The 20,954-nt window shown below is 71.8% G+C and carries 14 protein-coding genes; 11 read left to right on the top strand and 3 right to left on the bottom strand.

Going from position 1 to position 20,954, the window contains the following annotated elements; genetic code table 11:
• Positions 1-88: 88 nt before the first annotated feature.
• The 9 genes from ACFYZY_RS14585 (at position 89) to ACFYZY_RS14545 (ending at position 14,945) form a co-directional block, all read left to right on the top strand.
• Positions 89-1,087 carry a TauD/TfdA family dioxygenase gene (locus ACFYZY_RS14585; protein ID WP_388693418.1) on the top strand — a complete coding sequence of 333 codons (999 nt, stop codon included), beginning with the start codon at positions 89-91 and terminating at the stop codon, positions 1,085-1,087.
• Positions 1,088-1,236: 149 nt separating this feature from the next.
• Complete coding sequence (locus ACFYZY_RS14580) at positions 1,237-2,313, top strand: phosphopantetheine-binding protein (RefSeq protein WP_388693416.1); 1,077 nt, start codon at positions 1,237-1,239, stop codon at positions 2,311-2,313.
• Between the two features lie 5 nt (positions 2,314-2,318).
• Positions 2,319-2,549: an MbtH family protein gene (locus ACFYZY_RS14575; RefSeq protein ID WP_388693414.1), complete on the top strand. Its 231-nt coding sequence runs from the start codon at positions 2,319-2,321 to the stop codon at positions 2,547-2,549.
• A complete protein-coding gene (locus ACFYZY_RS14570; RefSeq protein WP_388693413.1) occupies positions 2,546-10,864 on the top strand; it encodes an amino acid adenylation domain-containing protein in 8,319 nt (2,772 codons plus the stop codon). Before ACFYZY_RS14575 ends, ACFYZY_RS14570 begins: the two co-directional genes overlap by 4 nt.
• Complete coding sequence (locus tag ACFYZY_RS14565; RefSeq protein ID WP_388693411.1) at positions 10,861-12,156, top strand: MFS transporter; 1,296 nt, start codon at positions 10,861-10,863, stop codon at positions 12,154-12,156. Before ACFYZY_RS14570 ends, ACFYZY_RS14565 begins: the two co-directional genes overlap by 4 nt.
• Complete coding sequence (locus ACFYZY_RS14560; protein WP_388693409.1) at positions 12,153-12,806, top strand: hypothetical protein; 654 nt, start codon at positions 12,153-12,155, stop codon at positions 12,804-12,806. The genes ACFYZY_RS14565 and ACFYZY_RS14560 overlap by 4 nt, the downstream gene beginning before the upstream one ends.
• A 41-nt stretch (positions 12,807-12,847) precedes the next feature.
• Entirely contained in the window at positions 12,848-13,870 is a 1,023-nt protein-coding gene (gene gntD, locus ACFYZY_RS14555) for a guanitoxin biosynthesis L-enduracididine beta-hydroxylase GntD (protein ID WP_388693408.1), read from the top strand.
• Positions 13,871-14,301: 431 nt separating this feature from the next.
• Positions 14,302-14,553 carry a hypothetical protein gene (locus ACFYZY_RS14550; protein ID WP_388693406.1) on the top strand — a complete coding sequence of 84 codons (252 nt, stop codon included), beginning with the start codon at positions 14,302-14,304 and terminating at the stop codon, positions 14,551-14,553.
• Positions 14,553-14,945 carry a DNA-binding protein gene (locus ACFYZY_RS14545; RefSeq protein ID WP_388693405.1) on the top strand — a complete coding sequence of 131 codons (393 nt, stop codon included), beginning with the start codon at positions 14,553-14,555 and terminating at the stop codon, positions 14,943-14,945. Before ACFYZY_RS14550 ends, ACFYZY_RS14545 begins: the two co-directional genes overlap by 1 nt.
• 127 nt (positions 14,946-15,072) lie before the next feature.
• Here ACFYZY_RS14545 and ychF read toward each other — a convergent pair whose 3' ends face one another.
• Entirely contained in the window at positions 15,073-16,161 is a 1,089-nt protein-coding gene (gene ychF, locus ACFYZY_RS14540) for a redox-regulated ATPase YchF (RefSeq protein WP_388693403.1), read from the bottom strand.
• Between the two features lie 161 nt (positions 16,162-16,322).
• On the opposite strand from ychF, the gene ACFYZY_RS14535 reads away from it, so the two are divergent.
• Entirely contained in the window at positions 16,323-17,114 is a 792-nt protein-coding gene (locus ACFYZY_RS14535) for a DUF6542 domain-containing protein (protein ID WP_388693401.1), read from the top strand.
• Positions 17,115-17,306: 192 nt separating this feature from the next.
• Here ACFYZY_RS14535 and ppgK read toward each other — a convergent pair whose 3' ends face one another.
• Together ppgK and ACFYZY_RS14525 are read right to left on the bottom strand one after the other, a co-directional pair.
• Entirely contained in the window at positions 17,307-18,059 is a 753-nt protein-coding gene (gene ppgK, locus ACFYZY_RS14530; RefSeq protein ID WP_388693399.1) for a polyphosphate--glucose phosphotransferase, read from the bottom strand.
• Positions 18,060-18,204: 145 nt separating this feature from the next.
• Positions 18,205-19,248: a 4-hydroxy-3-methylbut-2-enyl diphosphate reductase gene (locus ACFYZY_RS14525; RefSeq protein WP_388693397.1), complete on the bottom strand. Its 1,044-nt coding sequence runs from the start codon at positions 19,246-19,248 to the stop codon at positions 18,205-18,207.
• A gap of 105 nt (positions 19,249-19,353) precedes the next feature.
• On the opposite strand from ACFYZY_RS14525, the gene ACFYZY_RS14520 reads away from it, so the two are divergent.
• Positions 19,354-20,715 (top strand): APC family permease, encoded by a 1,362-nt coding sequence (locus ACFYZY_RS14520; RefSeq protein WP_388693396.1) that lies wholly within the window; start codon positions 19,354-19,356, stop codon positions 20,713-20,715.
• The last annotated feature ends 239 nt before the right edge of the window (positions 20,716-20,954 follow it).

Raw genomic sequence — 20,954 nt, 5'->3', positions numbered from 1 at the left:
GATGCGGCTCGTGACTGCCAGACACCGCGCGAACGGACGCGGCGTGCCATGCAGCATCAAGGCTGCGCAGACGCTCAGAGGACCAGACATGCCCCTGCACGTGTTGAGCCATCGAATCCCCGAGGACACCGACCGGTCGGGCGTGACGCTGACCGACCGGGAGCGCACCGAGGTGCGCGCCCTGGCGGAGGAACTGCACCGGTTCCCGGCCGCCGGGCGGATCGACGATCCCCGCTGGCTGGCGCAGGCGCGGCGGCACAGCTGCCGGCTGCCGGTCCGGCTGCTCGAAGCCCTGCGCGACTTCCGCTCCGCGCCCGGCCCCGGCGGAACCCTGCTGGTCAGGAACCTCCCCGTCGACGCGGAGAGGCTGCCCGCCACTCCGTCGGTGCCGGACTCGGTGGAGCGCGGAGCCACGGTGCCCGCCTCGACGGCCATGCTCCTCGGCCAGCAGCTCGGCGACGTGTTCGCCTTCCGCGACGAGAAGCACGGCGCGCTGGTGCACAACGTCGTACCGGTCCCGGTGCTGGCGGCCTCGCAGAGCAACGGCGGTTCCGTCGAGCTCGAACTGCACAACGAGAACGCCTTCCACCCGCACCGGCCGGACCTCATCGGACTGCTGTGCCTGCGCAGCGACCACGAGGGCACGGCGGGCACCCTGTTCTCCTCCATACGGCGGGCGCGGGTGCTGCTCGACGACGGCGACGTGGCGATCCTGCGCCAGCCCCGCTTCGTCACCGAGGCGCCGCCGTCGTTCCACGCGGGCGACGCGGCCACCGCGCACGGCGTCCTGAACGGATCGTTCGACGACCCGGACATCCAGGTCGACTTCAACGCGACCAGGGCGCTCGACGGCGAGGCCGGCGAGGCGCTGCGCCGGCTCGGCGCCGCCCTGGCCGAGGTGGCGTCGGAGCTGGTGCTGCGGCCGGGCGACATGGCGTTCCTGGACAACCGCCTCGTGGTGCACGGCCGTACCGAGTTCACCCCCCGCTACGACGGCAACGACCGCTGGCTGCACCGGGTCTACGTCCACCTGGACGGGCGGCCCGGCCTGTCGCACCGGACCGGCCCGGGGCCCGTTCTGGCCTAGGGCGTGTGCCGAAGGTCCCGTCTGCCGACGGAGCCCGGCACACACGCCCCAGGAGCCGCACTGCACCGGGGCCGGATCCGGCCCACGGCCCGATCCGGCGGACAGTTCCCGGCCGACCGCCCGCGAGATTCCCGAAAAGGACACAGCACATGACCGCAGCCCAGACGGCTGTCATCCCGCCGGCCGAACCGGTGGCACCGAGCCTGGTGCGACAGATGCTCCTGGACATCTGGAGCACCACGCTCAAGCACGACGTGACCGTGCACGACAACTTCTTCCAGGCCGGCGGCGATTCGCTGACGGCCCTCGTCACCATCGAGCAGATCAACCAGCGCCTCGGCTGGCGGCTCAACATGGGCGACCTGATGCGGTTCCAGACCATCGCCGAACTGAGCGCGGAGAAGGCGCAGCCGCAGGCCGCCAACGCCGAGATCGCGCTGATCCGGATGAGCAACCAGGGTGCGCGCACCCCGATCGTCTTCGTCCACGCCGGGCACGGCATGGTCGACGGCTACGGCCGGCTCGTCCGGGAGCTGGGCACGGACCGGGCCTGCTACGGGCTGCAGTCGCCCCTGCTGGTCGAGGGCGCCGGGAGCGTGCCGGACGACATCCAGGGGCTCGCCGGGCTCTACGCGGACGCGCTGCAGGACGAGTTCGGCGAGGACGAGTTCCACCTCTTCGGCTCCTGCGCGGGCGGAGCGCTCTGCCTGGAGATCAACCGCATCGCCGCCGACCGCGGGCTCGCCGTCGGCCGGACGATCGTGGTCGACGGTTACATCGAGCGGGATTCCGCCGGTGTGATGACCGAGGACGAGCTGATCGTGGACTTCTACGAGGGCCTCCTGCGCATGTCGGGCACCACGGAACAGTTTCCGGCGATGGACCCGCGGGACGCCGACCTCGAACTGGCGTTGCGCAACTCGGCCGCCGCCATGTTCGGCACGGGCCTGGGCTTCGACGAGCGGGCCGAGGCGTTCTGCCGCCGCCTCTACACCTCCTTCGTCAGCACCGCGCGGGCGTGGGAGTCGTACCGCCCCGAGCCCGCCGACGTCGATCTGCTCCTGCTCCTCGCGCGCGACAACCACACGCTCGAGGACTGGAGTTCGGTCGTCAAGGGCGAGCTGACCGCGGAAGTGCTGGATTCCGACTTCTACGGCCAGCGGCTCTGCATCGAAGAGGCCCCGTACCTCGTGGCCCGCACCCTCAACTACCTGGGCGAGAACTGATCAGCATGGACAGCACAGCCACCAACCCGTTCGAGGACGCCACCGGCGTGTACCTCGTGCTGCGCAACGCCGCCGGTCAGTACTCCCTGTGGCCGGCGTCCGCCGCCGTGCCCGCCGGATGGCACACCGACTTCGGCCCCGGAGCACGGACGGCCTGCGCCGAGCACATCGAGAAGAACTGGACAGACCTGGGCCCCGTTCACCCGGGCGCCGTGGCGGGAGAACTGGCCTCATGACCGAACAACTCGAACGCTTCGACGCCCTCGTCCGGGGAGCGGCACCGGCGACCGGTCTCCTCGGCCGGTTCGCGGAGCAGGTCGCCCGTGCCCCCGGGGCACCGGCGCTGGTCGCCGGGGACACCGTCGTGACGTACGGCGAGCTCGACGCCCGGGCCGACGGGGTGGCGCGCCGGCTGACCGACCGGGGCATCGGGGCGGAGGACATCGTCGGGATCCTCCTGCCCACCTCCCCCGATCTGGTCGCCGCGCTCCTCGGCACCCTCAAGGCCGGGGCGATGTACCTGCCGCTGGACCCCCACTACCCGCCGGACCGGCTCGCCTACATGGTGGCCGACGCCGCGCCCCGGGCGCTGATCACCACCCGGGAGGCGGAGGCCGGCTTCGACGAGCTGACCGGGGTCGACACGGGCGCGGTGCTGTACCTGGACCGGCGGGAGGACCGGCAGGAGGACCCGCGGGTCCCGGCTCCGGCCGGCACCGCCGGCCCGGACTTCGACCCGGACCGCGGCGCCTACACCATCTACACCTCGGGCTCGACGGGGCGCCCCAAGGGGGTCGTCGTCACGCACCGCTCGCTCGCGAACTTCCTGGACTGCCTGACCGACCGGTTCGAGGTGCACCCGGGCGACGTCGTCCTCTCCACCACCTCGATCTCCTTCGACATCGCCGGACTGGAGCTGTACCTGCCGCTGGTGAACGGCGCCGCGGTGCACCTGGTGCCGCGGGAGACCACCGTGGACGGCGTGGCGCTGCGCCGGTACCTGGCCGCGGCCGGGCCCACGCTGGTGCAGGGAACCCCGGCGCTGTGGCAGCTGCTGCGGGAGGCCGACTGGAGCCCGGCCGAACTTCCCGGTACGGCGCGGCTGCTGTGCGGCGGCGAGGCGCTGCCGCAGGACCTCGCCGACTTCCTCGCCGCGGGCACGGCCTCGGTGTGGAACCTCTACGGCCCGACCGAGACCACCATCTGGTCGCTCCTGGCGCCGGTGACCGCCGGGGAGCCCGTCACCATCGGACGCCCGCTGTGGAACACCGGGGTCCACGTCCTGGACGACCGCCTGGCGCCGGTGGCGCGGGGCGGGACGGGCGAGCTCTACCTGTCCGGGGACGGCCTGGCCCGCGGCTACCGCGGACGCGGCGCGCTGACCGCCGAGCGGTTCGTGGCCTGCCCGTTCGGCGCCCCCGGAAGCCGCATGTACCGCACCGGAGACCTGGTGCGGCAGCGTGCCGACGGCACGCTGGACTTCGTCGGCCGGACCGACGAGCAGGTGAAGATCCGCGGCTACCGCGTCGAGCTCGGCGAGATCGAGGCGGCGCTGCGCCGGCTTCCCCAGGTGGCCCAGGCGCGCGTGATCATGCGCGAGGACGTCTCGGGCGTGGCCCAGCTGACCGGGTACGTCGTACCGGCGGGCGGCCACAGCCCCACGGCCGACGAGCTGCGCCACGCCCTCGGCGCCTGGCTCCCGGCGCACATGGTGCCGTCCGGCATCGGGATCCTCGACCGCTTCCCGCTGACTCCGGCAGGCAAGATCGACCGCAAGGCGCTGCCGGCGGCGACCCGCTCCGGCACCGGGTCGGGCCGGGCTCCGGCCACCCCGCAGGAGCGGGTGCTGGCCGGGCTGTTCGGCGAGGTGCTGGGGCTCAGCGACGTCGGTGCCGACGACAGCTTCTTCGACCGCGGCGGCAACTCGCTCGCCGCCAACCGCCTCGTCGCCCGCGTCCGCGGCGAACTCGGCGTCGAGATACCCATCCGCGCCGTCTTCGACGAGCCCACCCCGGCCGCCCTCGCCCTGCTGCTCACCGGAGCCGAGCGGGCCCGTCCCGCCCTGCGCCCGATGGAGCGCGGCGCCTCGCTGCCGCTGTCGTACGCCCAGCAGCGCCTGTACTTCCTCCACCGGATGGAAGGCCCCAGCGCCACCTACAACATGCCCGTCGCGGTACGGCTGACCGGAGAGCTCGACATCGCGGCGCTGCGCGCGGCCGTCGTCCACCTCCTGCAGCGGCACGAAAGCCTGCGCACCCGGTTCGCGGACGGGCCCTTCGGCGCCGAACAGGTGGTGGTGGCCGGCTCCGACGCCGCCGTGGCCGCCGCCGCCGACATCTCCGTGCACGAGGTCACGGACCAGGAGCTGCCCGCCGCCATCGACACGGCGGTGGGACACCTCTTCGACCTCACCACCGACATCCCGGTCCGCGTCGACCTGTTCCGCACCGGCGAACACGAGCACGTGCTGCTGCTGTGCATCCACCACATCGCCAGTGACGGCTGGTCGCTGGTCCCGCTGGTGCGCGACCTGTGCGACGCGTACACCGCCCACCGCGCGGGCACGGCTCCCACGACGCCGCCGCTGGAGGTCCAGTACGCCGACTACACCCTGTGGCAGCGCGAACTCCTCGGTTCGACCGACGACGCGGACAGCCTCATGACGCGGCAGCTCGCCTACTGGCGCGCGCAGCTCGACGGCGCGCCGGAGCTGCTGGAGCTGCCCACCGACCGTCCGCGCCCCGTCACGGCGACCTACCGGGGCGACGTGGTGCCCTTCGAGGTGCCGGCCCCGCTCGCGGACCGGCTGACAGAGCTGGCCAAGCGGGAGGGCGTCAGCCTGTTCATGGTGCTCCAGGCGGCCACGGCGACGTTGCTGACCAAGCTGGGCGCCGGCACCGACATCCCCCTGGGCAGCGCCCTCGCCGGACGCGCCGACCGTGCCGTCGACGACAACGTCGGTTTCTTCGTCAACACCCTGGTGCTGCGCACCGACACCTCGGGCGATCCGGCCTTCACCGACCTGCTGGCCCGGGTCAGGACCGCCAACCTGGCCGCGTACGAGAACCAGGACCTGCCGTTCGAGTACCTCGTCGAGGTGCTGAACCCGACCCGCGGCACCAGCCACCACCCGCTGTTCCAGGTCATGCTGGTGCTGCAGAACAACGCGGCCCCGCAGTGGCGCCTCGGTGAGCCGGCGGCGGCGCTCGAGGTGGTGCCGACCCGCACCTCGAAGTTCGACCTGACCTTCGAGCTGACCGAGCGGTTCACCGCGGGCGGCCGGCCGGACGGGCTCAGCGGTGAGATCGAGTACGCGACCGACCTGTTCGACCGGTCCACGGCCGAGACCCTGAGCGAACGGCTGCTGCGGGTGCTGTGGTCGGTGGCCGACGACCCGGCGCGTCCGCTGGCGTCCGTCGACGTCCTGGGCGCGGCCGAGCGGCGCACGATCCTGCGGGACTGGAACGACACCGGCCTGGAACTGTCCGGTGCGACCTATCCGCGGCTGCTGGCCGATCAGGTGGCCCGCACCCCCGACGCCGTCGCGCTCGTCCACGAGGACACGGAGCTGACCTTCGCCGAGCTGGACCGCCGGTCGAACCGGATCGCCCACTGGCTGATCTCCCGCGGCGTCGGCCGTGACGACGTGGTCGGACTCGCGATGCGGCGCGGCCCCGAACTGCTGTGCGCGCTGCTCGGCATCCTCAAGGCCGGCGGCGTGTACCTGCCGCTCGACCCGGACTATCCGCCGGACCGCCTCGCCTTCATGATCGAGGACAGCGCTCCCGTCATGCTCCTGACCACGAGCGACGTCGTCGCGAAGCTGACCGACGGGGCGCGGCGGCTGCCGCGCCTGGAGTTCGACGCCCCGGACACGGCGGGCGAGCTGGCGCGGCACCGCTCCGACGCGCCGACGGACGCGGACCGCCGCGCGCCGCTGCGCCCGGACGACCTGGCGTACGTCATCTACACCTCCGGCTCCACCGGGCGCCCCAAGGGCGTCGCCGTCACGCACCGGGGCATCCCCAACCTCGCCCACAGCTACCTCGAGCGGTTCCGGCTCGGACCGGGCTCGCGGTTCCTGCAGTTCTCCTCGATCAACTTCGACCCGACGTTCTGCGAGCTGTGCTGCACCCTGCTCGCCGGCGCGACCGTCGTGCTCACCTCGCCCGACGAGCTGCTCTCCGCCGACCGGCAGCGTGCGGTGACGGCCCGGTACCGGCCGACGCACGTCACCTTCTCGCCCACCATCCTCAGCGGGATGTCCCCGGACGCGCTCGCGGACTGCGGCAACGTGATGGTCGCCGGTGAGGCGTGCCCGCCCGCGCTGGCCGCCGCCTGGGCGCCGGGCCGCCGGATGATCAACGCGTACGGGCCGACCGAGGCCACCGTCGACACCCTGTACTGGGAGTGCGGCAGCGGCCCGGACGGCTTCGAGGACGCGTCGGTGCCGGTGGGCCGCCCGCTGAGCAACACCGAGGTGTACATCCTCGACGCCGCGCTGCGCCCGGTGCCGCCCGGCGTCACCGGCGAGCTGTACATCAGCGGTGACGGCCTGGCCCGCGGCTATCTTGGCAGGCCGGCCCTGACCGCCGAGCGGTTCGTGGCCTGCCCGTTCGGCGCCCCCGGCAGCCGCATGTACCGCACCGGAGACCTGGCGCGCTGGCGCGCGAACGGTGCGGCCGGTGTGGTGGACTTCGTCGGACGCGCCGACGACCAGGTCAAGATCCGCGGGATGCGCATCGAGCTCGGCGAGATCGACGCGGTCCTGAAGGACCACCGGGAGGTGGCGCAGTCCGCCGTCGTCGTCCGCGAGGACACCCCCGGCCATCAGCAGCTCGTCGGCTACGTGGTCCCCCGGGCGCACGGCGGGGCCCGCGACATCGATCACGTCGACAAGTGGCACCAGATCCACGAGCAGGGATACAGCGAGCAGCGCGACCTCGGCGCCGAACAGGATTTCACCGGCTGGAACTCCAGCTACGACAACGAGCCGCTGCCGCTGGAGCACATGACCGAGTGGCAGGAGGCCACGGTCCGGCGCATCCTCGACCTGCGGCCGGCCAGGGTGCTGGAGGTCGGGGTCGGTTCCGGTCTGATCCTGCGGCCGGTCGCACCGCACTGCACCGCGTACACCGGCGTGGACTTCTCCGACGCCCTGATCCGGACCCTCGGCGGGGCGATCGCGGGCGGCGACCTGCGCGACCGGGTCGAGCTGCACACCATGGCCGCCCACGAGGTCGGCGCGCTGGCGCCCGCCCGCTTCGACACCGTGGTGATCAACTCGGTGGCGCAGTACTTCCCCAGCGTCGACTACCTGGTCGACGTCGTGCGCCGGACCACGGAGATGCTCGTTCCCGGCGGGCGGATCGTGCTGGGCGACATCCGCAACCTGCGGCTGCTGCGGGCCTTCGTCACCGCCATCGTCCTGCACGACGGCGCGCACGCCGACGACTCGCCGGCCACGGTGCGGGACATCGTCGCCCACCAGCAGGAGCTGGAGAGCGAGCTGCTGCTCGACCCGGCCTTCTTCGCCCGGATCGGCGACCTGGTCCCGGACATCGCCGGTGTGGACGTACAGCTCAAGCGGGGGTCCTTCCGCAACGAGCTGACGGACTTCCGCTACGACGTGGTCCTGCACAAGCGGGGAGCGGACCTGCTGTCCCTCGCCGACGTGCCCGCGCGCGGGTGGAGCAGCGCCGAGGACGTCGAAGCCCACCTGGCCACGGCCCGGCCCCGGGCGCTGCGCGTCACCGGCGTCCCCAACGGCCGGGTGACGGCACAGGTGGCGACCGCGCGGCGGGTGGCTTCCGGAACCGGCGCTTCCGTACGCGACCTGTCCGAGGCCGCCGACGTACGGCCCGGGGTCGACCCCGAGACCTTGTGCGGGATCGGCGCCGGGCTCGGCTACACCGTGCACCCGACGTGGACCGACACCGAGGAGGGCGACCGGTTCGACGTGGTGTTCCTCGCCGACGGGCGGGCCCCGGGGCAGGGGCTGACCGATGTGTTCCTGGCCTCGGACGAGGACGGGCGTCCGCCGCGGCAGCTCGCCAACGACCCCCAGGCCGCCGATCGCGGCCTCGGCCTCGCCACCGAACTGCGCCGCCACGCGGCACGACGGCTGCCGGACCACATGGTGCCCGCCGCCGTCGTCGTACTGGACGCGTTGCCGTTGACGCCCAACGGCAAGCTGGACATCCGGCGGCTGCCCGCGCCCGAGTTCGGCTCCCGGACGGGACGGCCGCCGGCCACGCCGCGGGAAGTGGCGATGGCGGCGCTCTTCGCCGACGTCCTCGGCCTGGCGGCGGTCGGCGCCGACGACCGCTTCTTCGACCTCGGCGGCGACAGCATCCGGTCCATCCAGCTCGTCAGCAGGGCACGCGCGGAGGGCTTCCGGATCACCCCGCGCGACGTGTTCCACGAGCAGACGGTCGAGGCTCTGGTGGCCCGGGCCGCCCAGCACGCCGAGGCGCACCCGGCGGACGACGGCGCGGTCGTGGACGTCGACGCCTGGGAGAAGATCCTGCGGACTCCCGACCCGGCCTACCCGGTGTCCGGCGCCTCACCCGGCGTGGACCGGGGACGCATCACCCGGCGCGTCACCGGCGAGGACGCCGAGCGGCTGCTGACCGACCTGCCGCGCCTGTACCACTGCGGCCCCGAACACATCGCGGTGGCCGCGCTCGCTCCGGTGCTCGTCGAGTGGCGCCGTACGCGACTGCCGGAAGCCGGCGCCTGGCTGCGGCTCGACCTGGCCACGGCGGACTCCCCGGCCGCGCACCCGGTGCGCCTCAACCCGGGCACCCCGGACCTGGACAAGGTCCTGGCCGAACCGCGCGAGCTGGCCCGTGTGCTGAAGCGGGTCAAGGAGCAGGTACGCGCCGTACCGGAAGCCGGCCGGAACCACTCCGCGCTGCTCGCCGACCCCGCGGCCGCGCGGCGGCTGTCCCCGTACGGGACTTCGCACGTGCGCTTCCGGGTGATGCCCGCCGGTACGGACCGTGCCGACGGCGACGCGCGCTTCGGGGACGGCGGTACGGAACCCGCTCTCGGCATCGACGTCCGGCCGACCGGTGACGGCAAGGCCCTGGAGACCGTCTGGTCCTGGGACGCCACACGGTTCACCGAAGCCGCCGTGGGGGCGCTCGCCGACCGGTGGACGACCTTCCTGGTCGCGCTGGCCGGCCTCGCGGAGCATCCGGAGCTCGGTGGGCTGACCCCTTCGGACGTCGCTTCGGTCGACGTCAAGCAGTCGGCCATCAACCAGCTGGAGACCGACTACCCCGGCCTCTGCGACATCCTGCCGCTCACCCCGCTCCAGCAGGGCTTCCTGCTGTACACCGCCGCCGACCACCACGGCCCCGACCCCTATCAGCGGCAGAGCCTGTTCGACCTGGACGGGCCGCTGGACACCGAGCGGCTGCGAGGGGCGGCGCACGCGCTCCTGACGAGACACCCCAACCTGCGCGCCGGCTTCACCCACAGGGGCGTCCAGGCGCCGGTGCAGGTGGTGCGGGAACAGGTGGAGGTCCCGTGGACCGTGCACGACCTGTCCCGGCTCGCACCGGCGGAGCAGGAGCGCCGGGAGGCGGAGATCCTCGCCGCGGACCAGAGCCGGCGGTTCGACCTGTCGACGCCCGTGCTGATGCGCTTCACCCTGCTGCGCCTCGGACCGGAGCGGCACCGGCTGCTCGTCGGGGACCACCACATCCTGCTCGACGGCTGGTCGAACTCGCTGGTGTGGCGGGAGCTGTTCGCCCTGTACCGCGGCGAGCGGCTGCCGGCGGCGCCGCCCTTCCGGGACTACCTGGCGTGGCTCGCGTCGTGCGACCGCGAGGCCGCGGTGTCGGCCTGGCGGAGCTACCTGGCGGGCGTCGACGGCCCGTCCAGGGTCCATGCCGCCAAGCCGGCGCCGGACGTCCCGCTGCGCTCCACGGACGTCACGCTGACGCCGGAGCTGACCGCTTCACTGGGGCAGCGGTGCGCACGGGCCGGGGTGACCCTCAACACGGCCCTCCAGACGGCGTGGGGCATCGCGCTCGGCCGCCTCACCGGGCGCGACGACGTGCTGTTCGGCAACACCGTCTCCGAGCGGCCGGCCGAACTCGACGGCGTCGAGTCCATGGTCGGGCTGCTGCTCAACACCGTGCCGCTGCGCGTGCGCGTCCAGCCGGGCGAACCCGTCGGCGCGACCATGGCCCGGGTGCAGGAGTCGCAGCTGGACGTCTTCCCGCACCGCTCCCTCGAGCTCACCGAGATCCAGCGGATCTTCGGGGCGGGCGAACTGTTCGACGCCTGCTACGTGTTCCAGAGCTATCCCGCGGATCTCCTCGACGAGAGCGGCACCGACGGACTGCGGGTGCGCGAGCGGGCGCAGGACGGGGCGGGCATTCCGCATTACCCGCTCAGCATCACGGTGACTCCGGACCGGCACCTCACCTTCACCGTCGGATACCACCCCGAGGTGTTCGACGACGACCAGATCGACGAGATCAAGGAATCCATCATCGGTACGCTCGAAACGATCGCGGCAGGGGAAAACGGATGAAGAACTTCCTGACGATGGTCCGTGGACTTCCGTTCGCGATGAAGGTCCTCCTGGCCTCCGCGGCCGCGCGGAGCCTGAGTTCCTTCGCGATCCTGGCCTACATGCCCATCTACCTGTACGACACGGTGGGCATGGACGGCGCCACCATCGGCTACGTGATCGGCGGCAGCGTACTGGTCGGCACGCTGGCGGGCGTCTACGGCGGCTACCTCGCGGACCGGTTCAGAAAAATCGATCTGGTGATCGCGCTGGACATCGCGATCATCTTGTTCAATCTCAGCCTGACGGTGTTCCACGATCCGGTCGCCGTCACGGTCATCCTGCTGATGACCAACGTCGCCTCCTGGTCGATGGGCGTCGCCGGCAGTGCCCTGCTCTCCGAACTGGTGCCGGCCGAGAACCGCGTCAAGGTGTTTTCCCTGCGGTATTCGCTGCAGAACATCGGTGCGGCGGTGGGCCCCTTCCTGGGCATCGCCGCGCTCACGCTCGGATCCGGCGGGCCGTTCTTCCTCAGCGTCATCGTCATTGGCGCCTCCCTGGTGCCTCTGGTAATTTTCCGCCAACGGTTCCTGCCCGCCGGCACCGGTACGACGACACCGGCCGGGGAAACGGAGCAGAGCGCGGAGAAGCAGGACGAGGAAGAGACCCCCAAGTTCCGCGACGTGCTGAAGGTGATGGGGGCGGACCGGCGTCTGACCTACTTCACCATCGGTGGAATTCTCAGCATCGTGGTGTACGGGCCCCTCCTGACCTTCATGTCGCAGTACCTCGTCCTGGTGGAGGACCGCGACACCGCCTACAAGCTGGTCGCCTACATTTCCGCCGCCAACGCCATTACGGTCATCGGCGCCCAGTACGCCCTCGGCAGCCGCCTGAAGCAGGACAACCTCCTGAAGTGGCTGACCGTAGGGATCGGCGCCTTCGTCATCGGGCTGGTCGCGATGTCGCTGTCCACGAACGCGGCCGTCATCGTCGCCGCCGTGGTGGTCTTCAGCCTCGGCGAGGTCGTCCTGGTGCCCGCCGAGTTCACGTTCATCGACTCCATCGCCCCCGACAACCTGCGCGGCAGCTATTTCGGGGCACAGAATCTCATTCACATCGGCATCGCCCTGGGACCGATCCTCTGCGGCTTCCTGCTCCAGCACTTCGTGCCGGCCGCGATGTTCTACGTCCTGATCGCCGTCGTGATAGCCAGCTGGTGGTTCTACGTCATCGGCTGCCGGGCCACGAAAGCCCATAGCGCACCGGCGCCGGCGGGCGCGGAAGCAGTGAAGGCGGGGAACCAGGGATGAGCTTCGAGGAGATCACGCAGAAGACGTACTGCCCCTTCGCCAAGCCGTCGAAGCTGGGGCCCGGGATCACCATTCCGACCGATGACGTCGAGAACGAGCTGGCGCGGCACCGTGACCTCATCTCGGACTTCTTCCGCACGGCCGAAGAACGCTCGCTCGACGGCATGATCATCACCTTCGAGGAGCCGACGCTCGGCACCACGCTGGACGCGCTGGTGGATCTCACCCGACGCTTCTACACCACGCTCACCCGGATGTTCCCGAGCGTGTACATTCCCGACGATCCGCAGCCCGATGAACGCTGGTACGCGATGATCGAGGGCGAACTGTTCTTCCTGGTCTCCTTCGCCCCCTGCTACCCGGAGACATCGCCGCGGTACAGCCACGGCGACCAACGGACCTACTTCCTGCTGCAACCCGTCAGCACTTTCGAGCGGAACGCCAAGTTCATCGACCGGCAGCGCACGGGAATCCAACGCGCTTTCGCCGCGGTCGGCAAACCGTACGACGTGCGACTGGCCACCATGGAGAACGACATGTTCAAGGCCGTCATGCCGATCGCCCCTCTCGACCGTCACATCCCGTGGTGGGCCCCCGGGGGAAGCGCGGCGGAAGAACAGCAGGACCGCATCCCGCACACCGGCCTTTAAAAGACCGTCACCCCACATCCGACACCCTGAGTAAGGCGCCCATGAGCCAGTACCGCGGAATCCTGAACTACGACCTCTCCGCCGACGACATAGCGTCCCTCGAGCAGCTGCTCTCCGACCCGCACGTGGCACAGAGCGATCCCGGCGAGCAGGCGTTCTACGACAACGCCTGGGAGCTGGTGTCGAAGGTCCCGACCGGTCTTCGCCGGGCCCTGGAGGATTTCCGGCGCAACGACGCGGCCGCCGGCTTCCTGCTGCGCGGCTTCGGCGTCGACGACGAGGCCGTCGGCCCGACACCCGGCACCTGGGCCGAGGCCGCGGCCGCCGGACGCACCCGCCGGGAAGAGCTCTTCCTCGGGTTGATGGGCCAGTGCCTCGGCGAAGTGTTCAGCTGGCCCACGCTGCAGTCCGGACGAATGATCCAGAACGTGCTGCCCATCGCCGGCGAAGAAGGCGAGCAGAACGGGCACGGCAGCGACGTGCTCCTCGAATGGCACACCGAGGACGCGTTCCATCCCTACCGCTGCGACTACCTGGCCCTCTTCGGCATCCGCAACCACGACCGGGTTCCGACGACGCTGGCTTCGGTCCAGGAGGTGGAACTGTCGGCGGACACGCGGCGGGTGCTGTCCGAACCGCGTTTCTACATCCTGCCCGACGACGAGCACCTGCGTCAGCTCGCCGTTCAGCGGCCCAACGACCCCGGACTGCTGCGGATGCGCGCGATGCGGGACAACCCCGAGCCCGTCGCCGTGCTCTTCGGCGCCGAGGACGCTCCGTACCTGCGCATCGACCCGTTCTTCATGCGCTGCGTCGACGGCGACCACGAAGCGGAAGTGGCGCTCAAGGAGCTGGTGACGGAGCTGGAGCGGGTGCAGCAGGACGTGGTGGTGGAAGCGGGCAGCCTGCTGATCGTCGACAACTACCTCGCCGTGCACGGCCGTCGCGCGTTCACGGCACGCTACGACGGGGCCGACCGCTGGCTGCAGAAGGCGGTCGTCGCACGCGATCTCCGCAAGTCGCGATCCGCGCGGGAGTCCGCCGCAGGACGCCTCCTGGGCTGATCCGGATGCCCGGGACCAGAGGCTCCGTCCGTTCCCGGACGGAGCCTCCGCCGTGCCGCGTGGGCTCCCGGGCGCGCTGTGCGACATGGCCGGCGTTCGCGGTCCCGGCTCCCCGGCGCGCCCCGGGACGGGAGGAAGCCGCGCCGGAGGCGTTCTCCGCAGCGGTCGACCAGGCGCGGGGCGCCTCGACGCGGCGACCGTGACCGGAACGCCACGCAGGCGACCCCTGTCCGACCGCCGAAGGGCTGCTGCAGCACGGCGGAAACCCGTCCAGCGCATGCCGCACGCTTCCCGCCCCTCTCTGGCCCTCCCCGCATCTTCCCACCGCCCGCACCGGCCTCGACGGACGTTCGCAGCTCCCTGCGGATCGACCGAACCCCGGGGCAGCCATTCACACCCCCAGACTTACGACCGCCGGTAGGATCGGCCCCATGAGCGGTAGTAGGAAGTATTCGATCAGCCTGCCCGAGGATCTCGCCGAGGCCGTACGCGCCCATGTCGGGCCCGGCGGTTTCTCCGCCTACGTCGCCGAGGCTCTCGAACAGAGGGTCGCCATGGACAAGCTGCGGGAGATCGTCTCCGATTTCGAGACCGAGAATGAAGCTCTCACCCGCGAGGAGGTCGAGGCCGCCCGGGCGCTGCTGCGCCACGACCACCGGCAGGCCGGCGGGGCCGCCACCTGATGCCCGGCACCCTCCTGCTCGACAGCGAAGGACTCTCGAAGCTCTACCGCAAGGACCGCACCGTCGTGGCCCTGGTCCAGGCGGCGTCGGAGGAGGGCGTCCGCGTCGCCACCAGCGCCATGACCACGCTTGAGGCCGACTACGAGCGCATCCACCCGGCCCGCATCAAGTGGGTCCTCTCCCGCATCGACGTTCACGACGTCACCAAGGAGATCACCGACCAGGCCGCCATCCTCCTTCGCAGCCATCACCTTCACGGTCACGAGTACGCCATCGATGCCGCTCTCGCCGCCATCGCCCGCAACGCGCCCCAGCCGGTCACCGTCCTCACCTCCGACCCCGAGGACCTGACACTCCTGTGCGGCCCTTCCGTGGAGGTCGTCAAGGTCTGAGACCGCGTCGCCGCCACGCCGTCCGGCCAAACGCTGTCACCGCATCGCGGGATCGAGGACTCACGGCGGACACACAACTGTGCCCGACCCGGCAACAGGCGGGTCGGGCACAGATATTGACCTGGCGTCAGACGTTGAAGCGGAACTCCACGACGTCCCCGTCCTGCATCACGTACTCCTTGCCCTCCATGCGCGCCTTGCCGGCCGCGCGGGCGTCGGCGACCGAGCCCGTCTCCACGAGGTCGGCGAAGGAGATGACCTCGGCCTTGATGAAGCCCTTCTGGAAGTCGGTGTGGATGACACCGGCCGCCTCGGGGGCCGTCGCGCCCTTCTTGATGGTCCAGGCGCGGGACTCCTTGGGGCCGGCCGTCAGGTAGGTCTGGAGGCCCAGGGTGTCGAAGCCGACGCGGGCGAGGGTGGCGAGGCCGGGCTCCTCGGCGCCGACGGACTGGAGGAGCTCCATGGCGTCCTCCTCGTCCAGCTCCGCGAGGTCCTGCTCCAGCTTGGCGTTGAGGAAGATCGCCTCCGCCGGGGCGACCAGGGCGCTCTGCTCCGCCTTGAAGGCGTCGTCGGTCAGCTCGTCCTCGTCCACGTTGAAGACGTAGAGGAACGGCTTCGCGGTGAGCAGGTGCAGGTCGTGGAGGAGTTCCGCCTTCTCCGAGCCCTGGACGACGCCCTGCGAGAAGAGGGTGTCGCCGCGCTCCAGGATCGCCTGGGCCGCCTCGACCGCGGCGACCTTCGGCGCCACGTCCTTCTTGATCCGGGACTCCTTCTGGAGGCGCGGCAGGACCTTCTCGATCGTCTGGAGGTCCGCGAGGATCAGCTCCGTGTTGATCGTCTCGATGTCGTCCTTCGGCGAGACCTTGCCGTCGACGTGGACGACGTTCTCGTCCTTGAAGGCGCGGATGACCTGGCAGATGGCGTCCGACTCGCGGATGTTCGCCAGGAACTTGTTGCCCAGGCCCTCGCCCTCGCTCGCGCCGCGCACGATGCCCGCGATGTCGACGAAGTCGACCGTCGCCGGGAGGACGCGCTGCGAGCCGAAGATCTCCGCGAGCTTGGCGAGGCGGGCGTCGGGGACGCCGACGACGCCGACGTTGGGCTCGATCGTGGCGAACGGGTAGTTGGCCGCCAGTACGTCGTTCTTGGTCAGGGCGTTGAACAGGGTCGACTTGCCGACATTCGGCAGACCGACGATTCCGATCGTGAGCGACACGGTGGCGACTTCCTGAAGTGTGGACGGGGGGCCGGTCCCCCAGTTTACGGGCGGGGCGAACCGGCCGGTGACGTCGGCCTTCGGCCGTTCTCGGGCGCAAGGTCGCCCAAAGCGCGTGTCCCGGACCCGGTTCCCGCCCCCCGCCGACCTACGTTGGTCGGATGGAGCAGCACAGGACAAGCCGGCCCCAAGGGCGCCGACGGCCGAAATCCCCCGGCAAACCGCCCGTCGCCCCGCCGCCCGCCGCACCGCACGCCGCCCCCTCCGGTCCGCTCGCGGAGGGCGCCTCCGCGCACCGCGTGACCCGCGGTGCCGGGCGGGCCCCCGGTGGCGCCCGCGCCGAACGGGCCGGATCTCCCGGCACTCCCGGCCGCACCCCGGACCGCGCCCCCGCCCGGCGGCCCGGCGGCCGGCCCGTGCCTCCCGTCGTCCTCGCCCTGCGGCGGCTCCCCGCGCCCCGGCTCACCGGCCTCGGCGCCGGGCTCTTCGCCTCGGCCGTCATGCTGGCGGCCGGTCTGCTCGACCTGCTGCTCCTCGACGCCTCCCCCGTCGCCTACGGGCTGGTGTTCCTGCTGGTCAGCGCCCTGACCGCGCTCTGGGTCCGTACCGCCGACCTGGTCACCGCCCCCATCGGCGTCCCCATCGCCTTCGCCGTCGGCATCGTCCCCGTCGCGGGCGGCACGGGCGGCCTCGGCAGCCAGGCCATGGCCGTCGTGACCGCCCTGGCCGTCCAGGCGGGATGGCTGTACGGCGGCACCCTGGTCGCCGGTGTCATCACGAGCGTCCGCAAGGTGCGGGACATGGGGCGGCGACAGCGACGGCCCCGGCCGGGCCGGGGAGCGGCCGGCCCTCCGTCCCCGGCCTCGACACCGGCCCCGAAGGACGCGAAAGACGCGCAAGACGTAAAGGGTACGAAGGGTACGAAAACCACGAGGGCCGCCAAGGCCCGGTGAGCCGGGCACACGGGCGGGCCGGGCACACCGGCAGGCCCGGCTCACCGGTGCGCCGGGGGCCGGGCATCCGTCGCGCCGAACAGGCCGGGGCCGGGGGCCGGGCATCCGTCGCGCCGGACGGGCCGGGGCCGGGGGCCGGAAGCCGGGCGCGTCCGCTCCCCGTTCCCCGTCCTTGCCCCCGGCCCTTCCCCCTCAGGCTCCGGACGCCGCCCGCGCCGCCATCGCCGCCCCCACGATGCCCGCGTTGTTCTGGAGCTCCGCCGGGACGATCTCCGCGCGGACGCCCTCGATGAGCGGGAGGAACTTGTCCGCCTTGCGGCTGACGCCGCCGCCGATGATGAAGAGCTCCGGCGAGAACAGCATCTCCACGTGCTCCAGGTACTTCCGCACCCTGCGGGTCGCCCAGTGCTCCCAGGTGAGGTCCTCGTCCTCCTTGGCCTTCGTGGAGGCCCGCTTCTCCGCGTCGTGGCCCTTCAGTTCCAGGTGGCCCAGCTCCGTGTTGGGGACGAGCCGGCCGTCGACGAAGAGGGCGGAGCCGATGCCCGTGCCGAGGGTCAGCATGATCACCGTGCCCTTGCGGCCCCGGCCCGCGCCGAAGGTCATCTCCGCGATCCCGGCCGCGTCCGCGTCGTTCAGGACGGTCACGGGGAGTCCCCCGAGGCGTTCACCGAGGAGCGCGCCCGCGTCGACGTCGATCCACGACTTGTCGACATTGGCGGCCGTACGGATCGTGGAGCCCGTCACCACGCCGGGGAAGGTCACTCCCACCGGTCCCGTCCAGCCGAAGTGCTCCACGACCTCCGCGACGCAGTCCGCCACCCCGTCGGGTGTGGAGGGCTGTGGAGTCAGTACCTTCTGTCGCTCCGCGGTGAGCGCGCCGCGCTCCAGGTCCACGGGAGCGCCCTTGATGCCCGAGCCGCCGATGTCCACTCCGAAGACGTTCATGGACCCACCGTAAAGGCTGGGGCGCCGAGTTACTCCTCGGTCCGGCCTCCCCGACCGGGTCGTCCCCGGCCGGTCCGCTCCCCCATCGGGGACGACCCGCCGGGGCGAACCACCGAGGCCGACCCGCCGGGAGCGCTCCGTCGGCTCAGTCCTCGACCGGCGCCGCCGCGCCCAGCTTCTCGGCCTCGGCCCGCAGGTCCCTGTTGCGGAGCTCCTTGGGGAGCGAGAAGGTCAGGGACTCGTCGGCCGTCTTGACGATCTCGACGTCCGCGTAACCGCGCTCGGCGAGCCACTCCAGGACCTCCTGCACCAGGACGTCCGGGACGGAGGCGCCGGAGGAGAGGCCGACGCTGGTGACGCCCTCCAGCCAGGCTTCGTCGATCTCGCTCGCGAAGTCCACGAGGTACGCGGCGGGCACGCCGGCCTGCTTGGCGACCTCGACCATGCGGATCGAGTTGGAGGAGTTCTTCGAGCCGACGACGATCACCAGCTCGGCCTGGCCGGCCAGCTCCTTGATCGCGGTCTGGCGGTTCTGCGTGGCGTAGCAGATGTCGTCGGACGGCGGGGAGATCAGCTGCGGGAACTTCTCCTTCAGCGCGTCGACCGTCTCCATCGTCTCGTCCACCGACAGCGTGGTCTGGGAGAGCCAGACGACCCGGGAGGGGTCGCGGACCTCGATCTTCGCCACGTCCTCGGGGCCGTCGACGAGCTGGATGTGGTCCGGGGCCTCGCCGGAGGTGCCGATGACCTCCTCGTGGCCCTCGTGGCCGATGAGGAGGATGTCGAAGTCGTCCTTGGCGAAGCGGACGGCCTCCTTGTGGACCTTGGTGACCAGCGGGCAGGTGGCGTCGATGGTCGCGAGCCGGCCCTGCCGGGCCTCCTCGTGGACGGTCGGGGCGACGCCGTGCGCGGAGAACATCACGATGTTGCCCGGCGGCACCTCGGTCGCCTGGTCGACGAAGATCGCGCCCTTCCGCTCCAGGGTCTGGACGACGTACTTGTTGTGGACGATCTCGTGCCGGACGTAGATCGGGGCCCCGTACTGTTCCAGGGCCTTCTCCACCGCGATCACGGCACGGTCCACGCCCGCGCAGTAGCCGCGGGGAGCGGCGAGCAGGACACGCTTCGGGCGGTTCGTCGCGGAGGCGGAATCGGGCGTCGGCGCGGGCGTTGCAGTCATGCGTCCCATCGTAAGGCCGCGTCCCCGCACGGCCGCGCCGGTCGGCGGAAGGCCGCGTTCCGTACGGCCGCGTCGGTCAGCGGTTCGGCCGCCGCCGTGGCCGAGACTGGGTCCATGGCCGAGGAATCGCGGGTGACGGCGGGTACGGGCGGCGAGGACCACACGGGGCTTCGACGGAACCTCGGGTTCCGCGACCTGGTCGTCTACGGACTTCTCTTCATCGCGCCCATGGCGCCGGTCGGCGTCTTCGGGACGCTGGACGCCAAGTCGCACGGCGCGGTCGCCCTCGTGTACCTGGTGGCCACGGTCGCCATGGCGTTCACGGCGTTCAGCTACGCCCAGATGGTGCGGGTCGCCCCCCAGGCGGGTTCCGTCTTCACCTACGCGCGCAAGGGGCTCGGGGAGGGGCCGGGGTTCGTCGCCGGGTGGATGGCGATGCTCGACTACCTGCTGATCCCCGCCGTCGCCTACCTCTTCGCGGGCATCGCCATGGAGGCCCTGGTCCCGGAGGTGGACCGGTGGGTGTGGACCGGGATCGCGGTGGTCGTCACCACCCTGCTCAACCTGTGGGGCGTACGGGCGGCGGCCCGGGTCGGCTTCGCCGTGCTCGCGATGGAGATCGTGGTCCTGCTGGTCTTCGCCGTCTCGGCCGTGGTGACGCTCGTACGGGACGGGGCGCAGCGCGACTGGTGGTCGCCGCTGACCGGGGACGTCTCCTTCTCGCTCGCGGCGGTGCTCGGCGCGGTCTCGGTCGCCGTCCTCTCCTACCTGGGCTTCGACGCGATCGCCTCCTTCGCCGAGGAGGTCACCGGGGGGTCGGAGAAGGTGGCGCGGGCGCTGCTGTTCTGCCTGGCCCTCGCGGGCGTGCTCTTCGTGGCCCAGACCTGGCTGGTGGCGCTGCTCGAACCGGTCTCCTCCGCCGACCTCGCCGCCGACCCCGGAAAGCAGGGCTCCGCCTTCTACGACGCCGTGGACACCTCGGTCGGCGGCTGGCTGCACGACCTGGTGGCCGCCTCGAAGGCGATCGGCGCGGCCTTCGCGGCGCTCGCCGGGCAGGCGGCCGGGGGCCGGCTGCTCTTCGCGATGGGCCGCGACCGGCGCCTGCCCCGCCCGCTCGCCCGGACGGACGGCGGCGTGCCGCGCGTGGCGCTGCTCGTGGCGGCGGCGGTGACGATGATCGCGGCGGTGTGGGCGGCGCGACGGGACGACGGCCTCGACCACCTGGTGTCGGTGGTCGACGTCGGCGCCCTGACGGCCTTCGTCCTGCTGCACGCGAGCGTGGTGGGCTGGTTCGCCGTACGGAGGGGAGAGGGGCCGCCGCACGTGCTCAAACACGTGGTGGTCCCGGTCGTCGGCGCGGCGATCCTGGTCGCGGTGATCGTGGAGGCGTCGACGGCGGCCCAGGTGGTGGGCGTGGTGTGGCTGGGCGTGGGGCTCGTGGTGCTGGCCGTGCAGGGGGTGCGGCAGGAGCCCTGACGGGAGGAGGGCGCCCGGGGCGCGGGACCGCGCGCGGCGGGGTGTCCGGAGCCGCGCGCGGCGGGGGCGCGGTGGGGTCCGCGCACGGCCCCGGCCGTCCCGTACGGGATCGGACCGTCCCGTACGGACCCGGACCCGGCCCCGGCCCCGGACCGTCCCGACGACCGGCGTCCGGCGCCGTGACGTCCTCCGCCCTTCCGCCCCTCGGCGCCCTGACGTTGTCCTACCGCGCCGTTACG

This window comes from Streptomyces sp. NPDC001744 (assembly GCF_042892575.1).
In the GTDB taxonomy this organism is placed as follows: domain Bacteria; phylum Actinomycetota; class Actinomycetes; order Streptomycetales; family Streptomycetaceae; genus Streptomyces.
This window is presented reverse-complemented; position numbering and strand designations above follow the sequence as displayed.

Coding starts and splice junctions, on each gene's coding strand:
- ACFYZY_RS14570 (WP_388693413.1), top strand. CDS start 2,546: ATGACCGAACAACTCGAACGCTTCGACGCCCTCGTCCGGGGAGCGGCA.
- ACFYZY_RS14535 (WP_388693401.1), top strand. CDS start 16,323: ATGGAGCAGCACAGGACAAGCCGGCCCCAAGGGCGCCGACGGCCGAAA.
- ACFYZY_RS14580 (WP_388693416.1), top strand. CDS start 1,237: ATGACCGCAGCCCAGACGGCTGTCATCCCGCCGGCCGAACCGGTGGCA.
- ACFYZY_RS14565 (WP_388693411.1), top strand. CDS start 10,861: ATGAAGAACTTCCTGACGATGGTCCGTGGACTTCCGTTCGCGATGAAG.
- gntD (WP_388693408.1), top strand. CDS start 12,848: ATGAGCCAGTACCGCGGAATCCTGAACTACGACCTCTCCGCCGACGAC.
- ACFYZY_RS14520 (WP_388693396.1), top strand. CDS start 19,354: ATGGCCGAGGAATCGCGGGTGACGGCGGGTACGGGCGGCGAGGACCAC.
- ACFYZY_RS14560 (WP_388693409.1), top strand. CDS start 12,153: ATGAGCTTCGAGGAGATCACGCAGAAGACGTACTGCCCCTTCGCCAAG.
- ACFYZY_RS14550 (WP_388693406.1), top strand. CDS start 14,302: ATGAGCGGTAGTAGGAAGTATTCGATCAGCCTGCCCGAGGATCTCGCC.
- ACFYZY_RS14525 (WP_388693397.1), bottom strand. CDS start 19,248: ATGGGACGCATGACTGCAACGCCCGCGCCGACGCCCGATTCCGCCTCC.
- ACFYZY_RS14585 (WP_388693418.1), top strand. CDS start 89: ATGCCCCTGCACGTGTTGAGCCATCGAATCCCCGAGGACACCGACCGG.
- ACFYZY_RS14575 (WP_388693414.1), top strand. CDS start 2,319: ATGGACAGCACAGCCACCAACCCGTTCGAGGACGCCACCGGCGTGTAC.
- ppgK (WP_388693399.1), bottom strand. CDS start 18,059: ATGAACGTCTTCGGAGTGGACATCGGCGGCTCGGGCATCAAGGGCGCT.
- ACFYZY_RS14545 (WP_388693405.1), top strand. CDS start 14,553: ATGCCCGGCACCCTCCTGCTCGACAGCGAAGGACTCTCGAAGCTCTAC.